A 14099-nucleotide genomic window follows, 5' to 3' on the forward strand; every position below is an offset into this window, starting at 1 on the left:
GGAGAAAATCGCAGTAATTAAACAGTGAAATATCTAAATAAAAAAAAGAAAAAACGCTTAATATGAGCGTTTTTTTGCGTAATATTTCACTACTCTTATTGAACTAAAGCACTCCGTTAGTTGAAGAAGAGTTACGCTTCCGAAGTAATAGGATGCTTTACGTATTTTGGAAAATAATTGTTACCACTAGTTTTTACAAATAATGTTCCATCACCTTTTATAAGATTACTTTCAAATATTAAGCCTTTATAATCTGGGGTGTAGTGAAAAACTATCTTTTTGCTTCCCTCCCCTAAAATCTCTATTAGAATATTATTAATATCTTTTTTTTGTTTACTGATAATATCAAAAATATCAATTTGGTTTTCTTCTTCTTTAAATATTATAATTACATCTTCGGATCCAAGGTAATAAATATCATTACAAAAAACGTTTAGACAATAATACATTAATATTCCTTGGGAATTTCCAGTTGAAAACCGATCAGAAACAGGTATTCTCTCTTTTGCAAATTCAAAAATAAAATTAATGTCATCTACATTTGTTATGTTCAGCTTACGAGGTTTGTTTTTTGATTTTTGATTCGACGAAAAATTAATAGAAAATTGATATTCATCCACTATTTCAAAGCCAAACTTCGGATAAAAATCTAACACACTGTCATTTGCAAAAAGATACAAAATCGTACGTATGTTCATATTCCTCTAAAACCTTATTCATTAGACTTTTAGAAAGCCCCCTGTTTCGATAATCTGGATGGGTCATCACTGTTCCAACTTGTAACGCACGTTTTGCTCCCCTTCAATAATTAAGTCAATAATATTAATTGAAACATTTGCTACAACCTTGTCATCAACCACATATGAAAAGGGTATGTATCCATTTCCCCAAAACCCATGATGGTACCACCTTTTAAATTTCAAACCAAAAACACTGTTAGCAAGTTGGAAAAAGCTCTCTCTATGTTGCTCACTATCTCTATAATCTTGTATGAATTGTAATTCTCCCATCTATATTTCCCCCTTATACTTTTACTTCAATTTATTTAATACCCACATAATAGATATTGCCTTCATTTTTCACCTTTTTCAACAGTTTCCTTCTTCAACTAAACTGCCTCGTTAGTTTAATAAGAAAAAGGACGCTTATTAAACAATCGCGCCCAAACCACTTTATTCTTTTTTACCATCATTTTTCTTTTGCATTCCTGAAATTGCACTTACAATGCCAATTATTGCACCGGAGAAGATTATGGACATCCGCTGCAACATTCATTTTTCTCCAATCCTTCACTTATTTTCTTAACTTGTTCAGCTAAATGGCCCCGTTAGATCGACAAGGTATTCATGCACATAACGATTCGAATGCGTCCTTACACCAAAATAAATCATCCTTCTGTAGGTGTAAATTCTATAGTATTTGCCGTTCTAATCGATGCTTCTTCATTTAATAATTTCCCCACAACAAATAGCGCCATATTAATACCTGCTGAAATTCCAGCGGACGTTACAACATTCCCTTGATCAACGTATTTTACTCCTCTAATAACTTCTACTTTTGTATAATTCCTTTCCAGATAATCTAAAGCCGCTATATTTGTTGTTGCCTGTTTACCATCCAACAGTCCAGCTTCTGCCAAAAATATGGAACCAGTGCACACAGAGGTAATCAATTTATCCTTTCCTTGATTTGCAATCCAATTAATTATTTTTTGATTTTTGCTTACTGCTTTTATTGCTTTATATGGACCTCCGGGGACTACAACCAAATCAAAGGGGGGAGCATTATTAAAACTGAAATCAGGTTGAACAATTAAACCGTTATGCACTTTTATTGAACTACCGTCTTCTGAAACTGTACTGACATTAAAAGGTTTTTCTTGAATTTCTAATTTGTTCATAAATAATTTGTTTACATCACTATCTTTGTAAGTTGTTAAGTTGAAAACTTCATAAGGACCTGCAAAGTCAAGTGCATCCACATCATCAAATAACAGTATTCCTACATTAATTTGATTCATAAAAAAACCCCCTTTTACACATATCATATACATGCACGGGGTATATGTAAAGATAGTCCTATAAAGAATTAAAATATTCTGTATCTAACTAAATCTTATGAGCTGTACCAACCTATTATTTTAATAACACTTAGCTTCATAGCATGGTCCGGGTTCGTCAGAAAAAGCCAACAGTTCGTTGAATGAACTTGTATTTATCAAGGTTGTTAAAAACCTAATCCCCTCCATTTTCCTTTTCTTCTAATTCAACTAACCTGCCACTTTAGTACAATAAGTTAAACAAAAAGAGTGTTAAACCCTTTTCGGTTCAACACTTCTCTTGAAAGTGACTTAGTTTTAGTTATTCCCACGGAGCAACTAACCTTTGTCGATCCCAATGATCAGGGACAAGTATTTGAAAGGTCGATACGGTCATTTTATCTTCCTTGTCTTTGTTACCTTCCCAAAATATCTCTAACCACTTTTCAAAATTTTCAACTACTTCTACAATCTTAAGAGCGGATTGTGCAACGTATCCTAATCTGTAATCGATTGCATTTTCTTCGCATATAAAAACCCAATGATCATTACTTATATCGCGTGAATCATACATGGTAAGAGAAATAAGCCGATTGGATTCTACAAATTCATTCGTATCTAAAATCAGTACATTACTAGGGATGTTTGGTATAATCCTCTCCACTTTGCAAATTTCCGCAAAAGGAGCATTTGGACCAACTCCTCCAATGGGCTCCCAACCTAATAGAATAATCCCATTAGAAAATTCCAATAAAAATTCTTTGAAAGAAGGTGGGAATCGAAAGCCAAGTTTTTCTTCGTGTGTGATAATCATCTCTTCTGTTGCTCGCCTCTGCCGATCCCCAAGTGGAAATCTTCCCAAACGTTCATTACTGAACTCTTTGTTAGGATATCGCTCATTGTATTGCTTAATGAACTCTTTGACTTTCATTTTTTCTTCACTCCTTGAGTAGTTATAATTAAATATTGAAATCCTTACACAATAGTTTCTTCTTCAACTAACCTGCTGCGTTAGTTAATAAGTTCGACAAAAAAAGCATTAATCCTTTTGGATCAATGCCATGAACTAGGTAGGCTCAAGTATTAGTCTAGAAATACAACTATCATTTGTACATTTAATCGTCTTTATTTATGTAACTTGTTATGTTAAATTGAAATATTTCAGTTTCAAAGTTGTTTTTTTCAATAACGTCAGTTGCTAATTGTTGTACTTCTTTTTTGGTCTTTTCATCGAACTTACCCTCAGGTAGCACTAATGATATTTCTACGTTTTTATCCGATGAGACTTTTCCTTGTACAGCAACATCAAAGCCCTTTGCATTTAAGCTTTGCATGATCTCTCCCATTAAATCATTATAACTTAGCCTTTGCGAAAAATGATTTCCTACTTTTTCAGAGTTATAAAAACTTGTTATATTAAATTGGAATAAATCAGAATCAAAACCATTTTGCTTAATCACGTCTGTTGCTATTTGGAGTATTTCTTTCTTGGTCTTCTTATCCACTTCGCTTCCTAATTTCACTATTATTTCAATGTTTTCATTAGGCAAGACTGCATGGTCTAAAATAATCCCATAATTTCCGTCATGTAAACTTTGGCTTATCTGTCCCATCAGAATTTCTAATTCATGTTTTTCTCCTTGGGATAAATTAGAACCACGATTAATATCTTCTTTTTCTATCCCAGAAACCTGTTTAAATAAAAACAAGGATGCAACTACCAGTAAAAGTGAGACAAAACCGATTACACTTAGTTTTCCTTTTTTCATAACAACACCTCCCTATTAAGGGTATGCCTGTAATTCCTTTAAAAGAATATAAAAGTATTTCCTTATTCAACTAACCTGCCCCGTTAGTTAAACAAGAGATGCCCTCTATAGCAGCTCAATAATCTTAGTAAAGCACCACTTTAGTTGAAGTAGATTTCTTTACAAAAAGATCTTTTTCCCTCTAAAAACTAGCAACAAATACTTACTAATTTGTACTTCATTCACCCATAAAAATGCTCTCTGCACTTTATTGCAATGGAATATTCAGTTCGATATTTTTCCCAATCGGATTGAAGTAATAGCTGAAATATATTTTTGCTTTGCCATCATATTCTTCAAATTGTGCCGTCTCAATTACGTATTCCTCATCTCGTGAAATTGTGTAACCTTCAAATTCTAACGTCGTTCCATCTTCTTTCACACCATCAAATAGCCGTAAGAGACGATCTCCATTATCCCACTTATTTACAGCGACTGATACATGATTCGACGTTACGGAAATTGCCCAATCGAAAAAATCAGGTTTCGTAAGTACTTCTTTTGTGGCAAAATCAACTTCTATAAAATCCTCGCCCTTTGGAACAGCTTGAACAGCACCAATATTAATCATGAGTGAATCTGATTCATGAAAGTAATTGCTTTGCACATAGAGCGTAACTTTGCCGTCGCGAATATCTCCCTGTTTGGCAATGCCATTTATAATACTACCTCTTCGCTCACCACTATCTGTTATGACTGAAATATCATCAAAAGCTAATAGTTGCATTGTATTCGCTTCCTCTATTTCAATGTCTATAGCCGTTTTTAATGGAGTACGACGAATTTGTGTAATCGTAAATTTTTGACCATCAATATCTACAGTACGATTTGCAGCAATAACTTTTTCCTGAGCGATTTCATTTTGTAGTGTGAACGGGATCTCTCATTTCAATATTCCCCTTATCTGTATCATTAAAGTGGAAAACGGCTCTAAAATCCTTCGTAGTATAAGCGATTGGCTCTGAAAAATTATATTCTACATAAGAAGAGATGTGTTCTTGCTGACCTGTATTCATGACAAATGTACTTGGGCCTGGTAATTCATCGGCTCCCTGGAACAATTGAACATCATTCAAATTTAAATTTGTCATATCAAAAGGAGCAACAGCGTCATAGAAAAGGACAAGACCCGAATGATCTGCAATTACGCCTTGCAGTGTAATCGAAAGACCATTTTTAGACTTGATGACATTAACTTTTTCATAATAGTCATTGTCTACTATATCTTTTATTCCGGCATCCAATGAAACCGCAGAGACAAGTGCATGAAAGCCAGGTATTTTTGCAACATAACTAGGAATCGTAGGAGAAACGCGAATTGAAAAAAGAAGACTTACGCAAAGCAAAGCAACTATGGCAACTGGTACAATGCGCTTCTTTGTTCTTTTCTCTCGCTGAACTTTACGCAAAGCATCCATTCGGATTTGTTGAAGTTTCTCCTTAGGAACGTCAATCGGTAGTTTACTCATAGCCAGTCCTCCTTTTCTCCAGCAGAACTTCTAAGCTTCTTTAATATGTAGTGAAGCCTAGACTTTACAGTGCCCTCAGGAATTTGGTTTAGCTCAGCAATTTCTTTGTTTTTGAGTTGCTGGAAATATTTCATATAGACGAGTTGCTGCTCTGATAAAGATAATTGTTCCAGTAGTCGTTCCAAATCAGAATAGATGACCCATCCAGATAAGTGATGTTCCTCAATTGGAACGGTTGGTCGTCTTTTTCTTAAATGGTCTTTACAACAATTGATTAGAACGCGAACGAGCCATGTTCTCGCATATTCTTGCTGTTTAACGATATGCATTTTTTTAAGTGCCTTGTACATAAGATCCTGCATGACGTCTAACGTGTCTTGTTCATTTTTCATGTATGTAAAAGCCATGCGATATAAAATCTCTTCATCCATTTCAATCAGTGAGAGTATCGCTTGATGATCCCCACGAATAGCACGCTGCACGATTTCAAATTCCATCCTATTCGCCTCCTTCCTTCATTAGACGCAGTGTTTCTTCATTTCGTTCAAAAAAGTTTTTATTTTTTAAAAAATATCGATATATACTTTACAATTATTTTGTTAATTTAGTCTACTCCATTTACTTATTTAGAGATAGAGTACTTTTATTTAAACAAAAAGCTTCAGTGGAAGGCACTGCCGTTTCACTAAAGCACTTTTTTATTTGATTATGTTGTTTTGGTTCATTGCTATTAATTATTATGAAGAGATGATTATTTCGGAAATCGAATCTTCAACTAATCTGCTGCGTTAGTTGAAGTGCAATTCTTCTCAAGCCTTTTCAGTTCTCCCCCAAATTCACTTTTCCATCTTCCTTATCATCAATTTTACATATCGAATTTTTCACCCTTTTTGACACATACTAAAAAAAAAGAGGTGAAAAGGATGAAAAAAGATGAGTTTTTAAATATGGAAACAGCTAAAGCAAACATTGATTTGAATAAAATAATGAATAAGGACAATAAAATTTTCAATAAAAAGGGAGCTAACTCTACAACTGAGGCGAATATTGCCATCCAAGAAGATTTCTATTCTGAAAATAGCCATGAGGAAGTTATGCCAACATACATCATCAATGGGACTCAAGCAACATTCATTGATAAGGATAATTAACCAATCAGCAAAAAGGGATATCTATAGGTACTGTTGAGATGTCCCTTTTTATGTTTGTACCATATTCACACCTTATTCATGTAACATGCAATCAGATGACCAATTTTAGAAAATAGCTAAAAGCGTACAATTTTATGCACTCTTTACTTTTGAATAAAAGAGGGGCTATTGCAGGCCTTCAATCCACACAGAATTCAATAAACCTCATTTTTTTTCCATCAATTCTTTTAATCTAGCATATGCTTGTTCATTCGCTAATAATGGGCTTTCTGATTTGATTGCCGGCCCAATATAATCTCTTATCGATAGTCTTTCAGAATCTTTACCGGTTTCAATAACAATTAGCTCTAGTTCGGGAACAACTATAATCCACTGACCAAATGCACCACGTGCTGAGAATTCTCGCCCATTTTCACCTTCACTCAAATAAAAATAGTAACCATAATCAGTCATTCCTAATTCAGTATGTGGATGAAGGGATTCCTTCACCCACTCTTTTGGAACAATTTGTTCCCCATCCCATTTACCATCATGAAGATAAAGGTAACCAAATCTTGCCATGTCCCGTGGAGTCATCTGGAATAGGTTCCACCATGTGCTATTCCGTCATTTGTTACATGAAATTGCAAACTATCCATCCCGATTCTATCGAATATCTTTTCTTTTCCATATTCGTTTAATGTCATTCCAGATGCTCGTTCAATAATGGCACCTAGAACGTAGACTGCACCAGTATCATAGTTCCACTTACCCACTTGTTCCTTAATGATTGGTTGATCTAAATAATATTGAAGTAGACTTTCACTATTTTCCCATACCTCAAAAATTTGTTTATCTGAGTCCCATTCCGGCCACTGAATACCAGTTTTCATCAAAAGTAATTGTTCGATAGTCATATTTTCTTTTTTTTCACTCATATTTCCAAACGTCATGTCCGGAAAATAATCAAGTACACGGTCATTATGATTAATAATTCCTTCATCAAGTGCAATTCCAGCTATTGCGGAAGTTAGACTTTTCGTTACAGAATATGTATTATGCGTAAACTTCTCATTGTATGGGAAAGTATATTTCTCTGCGATGATATGGCCATTTCGTATGATCAGTAAACCATGTAATTTTTTCGGGTCATATTGTTCAATGTATTCAAACATCTCTACTAACTTTTCACTATCCATTCCTTGTTCCTCCGGTGTTGAAGTCGGCCATTCTTCTGTTGGCCAAACAGTAGGGAGTTCAGATAGAATAACCTCTGATGTTTCTTCTTTTTCTCCCTTTGCTATCCTTTCACTTCCATACCTTTCTAAATAACCGGTAATAAATAAAATAAGAAGAATAACTGCTACAATAATTACTTTAGATTTTCGTATGATCTCCGCTCCTTTGGACTATGAAATGTGCTGTGAGGTTCACTTGGTTGGTACAGTGAGACCGATCCCTCAAGCTGCTTGGTACTACTATTACCTTATAGGGACAATGGGATTGTCCCTTTGTGAACAAAATGGATAGTAATAGTTATTTTATACGACTTTTACAAAATTTTCAATTATTCTATTTAAATAAGCGAATCAAAGGAAACATGTTATTAGGTTCTGTGTTCAGAGAATTCTATTTTATAGGATATAACTTGTATTACTTTGTTCTAAAAAACATCAAAAGAGTACAGCAAAATTGATATCCCCTTACTATAAGCAATACATTTTAAACAGCACCTATCTGTGAATTATTTTACAGAGGGACTGTCCCCTTCATCCATAATTTTCTTTTTCTTACCAACTTCGTCTAAGACAATAGCTGGAAACACAACAACATTATCCTCAAATTTTAGAGCTAGAATTTCCCAAACAAACCTAATTGCCATTATTATGAGTGTCATCAAATCCCTCTTTTCTCTTCCTTCTAACACTGCCTATATTTCATTGTATGAAAAAACTTTAAGATTCTCCAGAAACTAAATTTGTGGTTTTTCCTTCTTCAACTAAACTGCCCCCTACCCCTATTGCTCCAGCTGACCCAATATAATTAAACTAATAACTTTTAGAAAGAAGGAACTTGATTTCAAGAGCTTTCTTTTATTTATAGATTAGATGATTATTTTGAAGCCTCCCGACCTCTTTTATATAAACTTCTTGTTGAACTAACCTGCTCCAATAGTTGTAGAAGTTCAACAAAAAGGCATTAATCCTCCCTTGGATAATGCCCTTGTTTAATTAAAAATACTTAAATAAACGGTGTACTGATTCCCTATATCCGAACAAAATTATAAACCACCTGAACCATGTGACCTCAAAGGACATAAACAGGATTGATGAAATATAATATAATACTACCTAATCATTTTTTTGAAAAAAAAGATTTTTTGTTAGATAACTTTAAAGGAGTAATTAGATAATGAATAAGTTTCTAATGTTGGCATTATTCACTTGTCTTTTACTATTAGTCTCATGTACGAAGGAACAAAATCAAGATTCAGATGTTATTAAAGATGTTTCTAATGATCAGGAAATGCAAGATGATAATGAAGAACTTATAGAAGAAACTGATCAACATCCATTATTGTCTTATTTCATGGAGGCTGGAAAAATTGCGCATTTTAAAGGTGATGGGAACGAAAATTCTAATTTTATTAAGCGTACTGAATATATGTCAGAGAATTATATCATTGAATACGAAGGCAATGGTGGTAGGGTACCCTTACAACTTACCGTGTAGAAGAAAATCAGATTGTTATTGTGAAACAGGAATTTGGTTTTCCTATGGATTATAACAATCAAGATCTATCGGAATTAGAATTTGAATTGGATTCCCTTCCACCACTCTTTGAATATTTAAAAACACCATTCGATGTCGCATCGGCTAATTATAATAAATATATCGTAACAGAAGTATCTGCTACAGTTGAAACACATTATGGTACATTTGACAATGCAATTGTAATTGAATTCATGAATGCCTATAAAGATATTGTAAGAAGCTATTTAGTAGAAGGGTTTGGGGAAGTTAAACGAGAATATTTTTTCTCTGGTGAAGAAGAACCTGCAGGAACTTCTTCAATAGAAAAAGTTGAATAAAAAAGAGGCATCAAGAATCGATGTCTCTCGGTATTTATATTTTTTGACCTTCTTCAAGTATTTCGAGTCCTTCACCTTCCACGGGAAAATCATCTGCAGCCAGTCATTCACCCACATTGCAACGCCTGTATTACTTATAAAAAATGGTACCAGGTTCTAAAACAATTCCGAATTCAATGAGAACCTGGTACTCGAAACTATGTCCCCTAACCTGCATTTCAATATTGACTTGCTCTCCACTGTCCGTAATAACACGAAAGGAACGAAAACTTGATGATTGTGCACATCGATTAACCAATAATGAAAATTAGGATTTCGATCCAATCAATTCGTATCTTTCAATAACGTGTTGAATTGTCATAAATGCTTCGTGCACAGGAATCTTTACAAAGGTGCAGCACACACCCCAAAAAACAGGTACCTCAAAATTCGAAGAGGTACCTGCATTTTTATTTTATCTTTTGGTAGATTTTCTGTTGTCTGCTAAGCTCTTTATAATAATCGGCTTTGTTTGTGAAGGATATGGTTTCTTTGTCTCCGAGGCCAAGGATGCCGAACATGCCTAAACTTTCATAGAACAGCTGATGAACCTTTGCTTGTAAGTTTCTATTAAAATAGATTAAAACATTCCGGCATAGTATGACGTGAAATTCATTGAAGGATCGATCCGTCACCAGATTATGCTGAGCAAAAACAACGTTCTTCGATAAGGATGGATCAAACTTCACCTTATCGTTCGTCACCTTGTAATACTCCGAAAAGGACCGTGTCCCACCTGCTTCCAGGTAGTTATTTGTATACCTTTTCATGTTGGATATGGAAAATATTCCGTTTTTAGCGATGCGAAGTACGTTTGTATTAATATCCGTAGCATAAATCTTGGTCTTATCGTATAGACCTTCTTCTTGTAGCAAAATTGCCATGGAGTAGACTTCTTCTCCAGTGGAACAGCCTGCATGCCAAATCCGAATGGAAGGGTATGTCCGTAATATTGGAATAACCTTTTTACGGAACTCTAAGAAAAACAGGGGATCCCGGAACATTTCAGTTACGTTTATGGAAAAATCCTCCGTTAACCTTTGCATGCAGTCTGGGTTATGCAATACTTTGTCCAATAATTCAAGAACAGAGTTTAACCTCTCCGCGTGTATACGATGCCATATTCTTCTTTTAATGGAATGGTAGGCATAATCGCGATAATCATAGCCATACCATTCAAATATTCCTTGTAAAAATAAATCGATTTCTATTTTTTCTAAGTCCTTAGGTGAACTTATCTCTGATTTTATGTCATTCATTCTAACTCCGGTTCTCCTTCATGTCTAAACAACCAGACCTTAATCAAAGATAGTAATTGATCATTATCGACAGGCTTCATAATATAATCGGAAGCACCGGCCATTAGACTCTTCTCCCGGTCTCCCTTCATTGCTTTCGCAGTTAAAGCGATTATAGGGTGATGCTTGTAGGAAGGCAATTGTCTAATCTGTTTCATTGCTTCATATCCATCCATTTCAGGCATCATTATATCTGTAATAATAAGATTAAAGTTAGGATCGTCATTTAATATCCTGAGTGCTTCTATTCCATTTTCTGCGAAGCTGATATCCATACCGTATTGTTCGAGGGTGCTCGATAGGGCATAAATATTACGAATATCGTCATCCACTAAAAGAACCTTTTTTCCCTCAAGTTCTTTGTTATGCAGCTGTTTATCATGATCTTCGGCTATGAAATTTTCGCTATCTGTTCGTTTGTTCATCAAGTATAAGCCTAACTCTTCTTTTAATCGTTGAGGGGAATGTTGATCTTTGATGATAATGATATCTGCATATTTATTTAAATAATGTTCTTCCGCTGCTGTAATGTCTCTGCCTGTATAGATGAATATTTTCAGCTGCTTGTCTTCATCTTTAAGATTTTCAAGCAAATCAAATCCTGTAATGTCGGTTAATCCCAAATCGAGAATCAAACAGTCAAAATTATTTCTCCTCAATTCATCAAGTGCCTCTTTGCCAGTTGAAACAGCCTTCATAATTACGTCCATGTCGCCAAGCAATTCCATTATACTATTTCTCTGTGTCAAATCATCATCCACTATTAAGAGCTTTATTATATGACTATTTTCATCAATTGACTGCTTCTCGGTGGCAGGCTCAGGTTTGATGAATGGTTCTTTCAATGGTTGGACATTTTCAACTGTTATAGCTGATTCCTGATGCGCAATTACAAGTTTTTCAGCCATTTCTTCCTTATAATCACCAACGATGAAGGAGAAAGTACTTCCAGTTCCTTCTCTGCTCTCTAAAGTGATTTTACCACCAAGGAGTAAAGCGATTTCTTTACTAATGGAGAGTCCAAGGCCCGTTCCACCATATTTACGGCTAATCGTTCCATCAACTTGCTGGAAAGCTTCGAAAATGAGGTCACGCTTTTCTTTCGCAATGCCAATTCCAGTATCCTTCACGGTAAATTGGATGGTTGAATGATTGTCTTCAGAAGCCACACTCGAAACTTCAAGCCTCACTTCACCTTTTTCAGTAAACTTAAAAGCATTGGCGAGTAGGTTCTTTAATATTTGCTGAAGCTTCGCGTCATCTGTATAAATGAATTCTGGCAGGTCATCATGCAAGTCAATATGGAATCCAAGATGCTTTTCATTAGCCACAGGCCTGAAACTTCTTTCGATTGTATCGGCTAATTCGTTTAAGGATACGTTACTTGCCTTTACATCCGATTTACCAGATTCGATTTTAGATAGGTCTAAAATATCGTTTATTAAAGCGAGTAGGTCTTTTCCGGATGTATGAATCGTTTTAGCAAATTCAACTTGTTTTCCGGATAAAGTCTTATCCTTATTATCCGCTAATAAATTCGATAAAATTAGCATGCTGTTCAGTGGTGTTCTGAGTTCGTGAGACATATTTGCCAAGAACTCTGATTTGTATTTTGAACTTAGTGCAAGCTGTCTTGCTTTTTCTTCTAATTCAATGCTTGCAATTTCAAGTTGTTGATTTTTTTCCTCAAATAATTTGTTTTGTTTTTCTAACCGATTTGTCTTCTCCTCTAATTCCGTATTTGTTTCTTCAAGCTCTTCTTGTTGTTGCTGGAGCCTTTGTTCGGAGTCGCGGAGTGTTATAGTCTGTTGCTCCAATTCTTCGTTTGTTGCTTTTAACTCATCTTGTTGGGACTGTAATTCCTCTGATTGTGTCTGGATTTCTTCCATTAACATTTGCGTTTCTTCCAATAGTTTTGCCTGCTTGATGTGACCTATTATACTTTCTAAAATGATCCCTAAATCATTGACGAGTTCCTCAAGCAATATCTGTTCTTTATCATGAATAGGCTCGAATGATGCAATCTCTATAATCCCTTTAACTTCGCCTTCATATAGGATTGGCAAAAGATACAGGTTTAATGGAGGTGCTTCTCCAAGTCCAGATTTTACAGTTATATAGTCTGAGGGAACATTTGAGAACGTAATTGGTTTTTTTTCGAAAGCACATTGTCCGATTAACCCTTCACCGGTACGAAATGAGGTTGTCATATGTTTGCGCTCTCTAAAAGCATAGGAGGCACGTAGTGTAAAGACTGTGTCTAACTCATCTTCATTTTCATCAACTACATAAAATACGGCATGACTTCCTCCGACAAGGGGAACAATTTGAGACAAAAACGATTCCGTTAATGATTCTATTGTTTTTGCTCCACTAATACTCGTTGTAATAGCAGCTATGTTAGATTTTGTCCACGTTAGATCTTGCTGTACTTTCATTTCCTTTCCTAACGCGGCAGTCATTTGGTTGAATGATGTAGCTACTGCGTCAAATTCATCTTTACCTATAACTTCCACTTCCGTAGCTAAATCCAACTTTCCATTCGAGATTCCACCCATGACGTTTGCCATTCTGTTTAATCTGGAGGAGAAAGACCATATACTTCTAAACAATAAGATAGTAATAATAATGGTTATTACTATTGATAGTATTGATTCTATAAGCACATTTCTTGTAAAACCGTCTCTTTCACCTTCTAGGGAAGTATACATATTTGTTTCGAATGACGTTGATAACTCTGAGATCAAGTCTTCGAATTCTTTCTGAATAGTTTCTGAGTTATCGTTCATCAAAGTAATCGCAGCGTTCTTATTCCCAGTCAATACATATCCAATTAATTGATCTTTATAGTGATCAAATGCTGTATATTTATTGTCTAACTCATCCATAATAAGTAGTTGTTTTTCTGTAAATGCATGAGTTCCAAGCCGAGCAATATTTTTGGAGACCCGTTTACTTTCTTCTTCAATTTTTGTAATTTCTTTTTGGACTAACTCTTCATCTTCATTAATTAAAAGATTTCGTATACTAATTACTTCATTCTTTATATCTCGTTGAATCGATGTGGCTAACACGAATTGATCATAATTTGTTTCCAGGGTACTGTTAATTTTATTATAGCTACCCACTTGAATTCTTCCGGAAATACCAAGAACAACTAAAAGAATCACCAATGGACTTAATGCTAACATTAACTTTGTTCTGATCTTCACTATCCTCCGTCCC

At 34.9% G+C, this 14099-nt stretch carries 17 protein-coding genes; 3 read left to right on the forward strand and 14 right to left on the reverse strand.

Annotated features, from left to right (window positions below):
- Positions 1-131: 131 nt before the first annotated feature.
- The 9 genes from QNH10_RS14275 to QNH10_RS14310 form a co-directional block, all read right to left on the reverse strand.
- Positions 132-698, reverse strand: a complete 567-nt coding sequence (locus tag QNH10_RS14275; protein WP_283732059.1) for a hypothetical protein — start codon at positions 696-698, stop codon at positions 132-134.
- On the reverse strand, positions 661-765 hold the full coding sequence (locus tag QNH10_RS21235; RefSeq protein ID WP_430541067.1) for a hypothetical protein: 105 nt from the start codon (positions 763-765) through the stop codon (positions 661-663). Before QNH10_RS21235 ends, QNH10_RS14275 begins: the two co-directional genes overlap by 38 nt.
- Positions 765-1010: a hypothetical protein gene (locus QNH10_RS14280; protein ID WP_283732060.1), complete on the reverse strand. Its 246-nt coding sequence runs from the start codon at positions 1008-1010 to the stop codon at positions 765-767. The genes QNH10_RS21235 and QNH10_RS14280 overlap by 1 nt, the downstream gene beginning before the upstream one ends.
- Positions 1011-1387: 377 nt before the next feature.
- On the reverse strand, positions 1388-2020 hold the full coding sequence (locus QNH10_RS14285) for a DJ-1/PfpI family protein (RefSeq protein ID WP_239431834.1): 633 nt from the start codon (positions 2018-2020) through the stop codon (positions 1388-1390).
- A 340-nt stretch (positions 2021-2360) separates the two neighbouring features.
- Positions 2361-2969 carry an SMI1/KNR4 family protein gene (locus QNH10_RS14290; protein ID WP_283732061.1) on the reverse strand — a complete coding sequence of 203 codons (609 nt, stop codon included), beginning with the start codon at positions 2967-2969 and terminating at the stop codon, positions 2361-2363.
- Positions 2970-3153: 184 nt separating this feature from the next.
- Complete coding sequence (locus QNH10_RS14295; RefSeq protein ID WP_283732062.1) at positions 3154-3807, reverse strand: hypothetical protein; 654 nt, start codon at positions 3805-3807, stop codon at positions 3154-3156.
- A gap of 247 nt (positions 3808-4054) precedes the next feature.
- The gene (locus tag QNH10_RS14300; protein WP_347178064.1) at positions 4055-4726 is read right to left on the reverse strand and encodes a DUF5643 domain-containing protein; all 672 of its coding nucleotides are present in this window, start codon (positions 4724-4726) and stop codon (positions 4055-4057) included.
- A complete protein-coding gene (locus tag QNH10_RS14305; protein WP_283732063.1) occupies positions 4704-5315 on the reverse strand; it encodes a DUF4179 domain-containing protein in 612 nt (203 codons plus the stop codon). The genes QNH10_RS14300 and QNH10_RS14305 overlap by 23 nt, the downstream gene beginning before the upstream one ends.
- Positions 5312-5812: a sigma-70 family RNA polymerase sigma factor gene (locus QNH10_RS14310; protein WP_283732064.1), complete on the reverse strand. Its 501-nt coding sequence runs from the start codon at positions 5810-5812 to the stop codon at positions 5312-5314. The genes QNH10_RS14305 and QNH10_RS14310 overlap by 4 nt, the downstream gene beginning before the upstream one ends.
- A gap of 426 nt (positions 5813-6238) precedes the next feature.
- On the opposite strand from QNH10_RS14310, the gene QNH10_RS14315 reads away from it, so the two are divergent.
- Positions 6239-6466: a hypothetical protein gene (locus QNH10_RS14315; protein ID WP_283732065.1), complete on the forward strand. Its 228-nt coding sequence runs from the start codon at positions 6239-6241 to the stop codon at positions 6464-6466.
- A 204-nt stretch (positions 6467-6670) separates the two neighbouring features.
- On the opposite strand, the gene QNH10_RS14320 is transcribed toward QNH10_RS14315, so the two are convergent.
- The 3 genes from QNH10_RS14320 to QNH10_RS14330 all read right to left on the reverse strand — a co-directional run bounded on the left by QNH10_RS14320 (position 6671) and on the right by QNH10_RS14330 (position 8372).
- A complete protein-coding gene (locus QNH10_RS14320) occupies positions 6671-7027 on the reverse strand; it encodes a serine hydrolase domain-containing protein (protein ID WP_283732066.1) in 357 nt (118 codons plus the stop codon).
- Positions 7028-7038: 11 nt separating this feature from the next.
- On the reverse strand, positions 7039-7644 hold the full coding sequence (locus QNH10_RS14325; protein WP_283732067.1) for a serine hydrolase domain-containing protein: 606 nt from the start codon (positions 7642-7644) through the stop codon (positions 7039-7041).
- Between the two features lie 545 nt (positions 7645-8189).
- Positions 8190-8372 carry a hypothetical protein gene (locus tag QNH10_RS14330; protein WP_283732068.1) on the reverse strand — a complete coding sequence of 61 codons (183 nt, stop codon included), beginning with the start codon at positions 8370-8372 and terminating at the stop codon, positions 8190-8192.
- A 485-nt stretch (positions 8373-8857) separates the two neighbouring features.
- Here QNH10_RS14330 and QNH10_RS14335 point away from each other — a divergent pair, with 485 nt between their 5' ends.
- Together QNH10_RS14335 and QNH10_RS14340 are read left to right on the forward strand one after the other, a co-directional pair.
- Positions 8858-9178, forward strand: a complete 321-nt coding sequence (locus QNH10_RS14335) for a hypothetical protein (RefSeq protein ID WP_283732069.1) — start codon at positions 8858-8860, stop codon at positions 9176-9178.
- 20 nt (positions 9179-9198) lie between these two features.
- Positions 9199-9537, forward strand: a complete 339-nt coding sequence (locus QNH10_RS14340) for a hypothetical protein (protein WP_283732070.1) — start codon at positions 9199-9201, stop codon at positions 9535-9537.
- 449 nt (positions 9538-9986) lie between these two features.
- Here the strand turns inward: QNH10_RS14340 and QNH10_RS14345 are convergent, their stop codons facing one another.
- Together QNH10_RS14345 and QNH10_RS14350 are read right to left on the reverse strand one after the other, a co-directional pair.
- Positions 9987-10835 carry a CheR family methyltransferase gene (locus tag QNH10_RS14345; RefSeq protein WP_283732071.1) on the reverse strand — a complete coding sequence of 283 codons (849 nt, stop codon included), beginning with the start codon at positions 10833-10835 and terminating at the stop codon, positions 9987-9989.
- A complete protein-coding gene (locus QNH10_RS14350; protein ID WP_283732072.1) occupies positions 10832-14086 on the reverse strand; it encodes a response regulator in 3255 nt (1084 codons plus the stop codon). The genes QNH10_RS14345 and QNH10_RS14350 overlap by 4 nt, the downstream gene beginning before the upstream one ends.
- Between the last annotated feature and the right edge of the window lie 13 nt (positions 14087-14099).

It is taken from the genome of Sporosarcina thermotolerans (assembly GCF_030067815.1).
GTDB classification, from domain to species: domain Bacteria; phylum Bacillota; class Bacilli; order Bacillales_A; family Planococcaceae; genus Sporosarcina; species Sporosarcina thermotolerans.

What these genes read in the sequence shown, in the direction of transcription:
- QNH10_RS14275 (WP_283732059.1), bottom strand. Translation starts at nt 698, where the DNA reads ATGAACATACGTACGATTTTGTATCTTTTTGCAAATGACAGTGTGTTA.
- QNH10_RS14325 (WP_283732067.1), bottom strand. Translation starts at nt 7,644, where the DNA reads ATGGATAGTGAAAAGTTAGTAGAGATGTTTGAATACATTGAACAATAT.
- QNH10_RS14290 (WP_283732061.1), bottom strand. Translation starts at nt 2,969, where the DNA reads ATGAAAGTCAAAGAGTTCATTAAGCAATACAATGAGCGATATCCTAAC.
- QNH10_RS14310 (WP_283732064.1), bottom strand. Translation starts at nt 5,812, where the DNA reads ATGGAATTTGAAATCGTGCAGCGTGCTATTCGTGGGGATCATCAAGCG.
- QNH10_RS14305 (WP_283732063.1), bottom strand. Translation starts at nt 5,315, where the DNA reads ATGAGTAAACTACCGATTGACGTTCCTAAGGAGAAACTTCAACAAATC.
- QNH10_RS14315 (WP_283732065.1), top strand. Translation starts at nt 6,239, where the DNA reads ATGAAAAAAGATGAGTTTTTAAATATGGAAACAGCTAAAGCAAACATT.
- QNH10_RS21235 (WP_430541067.1), bottom strand. Translation starts at nt 765, where the DNA reads ATGACCCATCCAGATTATCGAAACAGGGGGCTTTCTAAAAGTCTAATG.
- QNH10_RS14295 (WP_283732062.1), bottom strand. Translation starts at nt 3,807, where the DNA reads ATGAAAAAAGGAAAACTAAGTGTAATCGGTTTTGTCTCACTTTTACTG.
- QNH10_RS14320 (WP_283732066.1), bottom strand. Translation starts at nt 7,027, where the DNA reads ATGGCAAGATTTGGTTACCTTTATCTTCATGATGGTAAATGGGATGGG.
- QNH10_RS14345 (WP_283732071.1), bottom strand. Translation starts at nt 10,835, where the DNA reads ATGAATGACATAAAATCAGAGATAAGTTCACCTAAGGACTTAGAAAAA.
- QNH10_RS14335 (WP_283732069.1), top strand. Translation starts at nt 8,858, where the DNA reads ATGAATAAGTTTCTAATGTTGGCATTATTCACTTGTCTTTTACTATTA.
- QNH10_RS14280 (WP_283732060.1), bottom strand. Translation starts at nt 1,010, where the DNA reads ATGGGAGAATTACAATTCATACAAGATTATAGAGATAGTGAGCAACAT.
- QNH10_RS14285 (WP_239431834.1), bottom strand. Translation starts at nt 2,020, where the DNA reads ATGAATCAAATTAATGTAGGAATACTGTTATTTGATGATGTGGATGCA.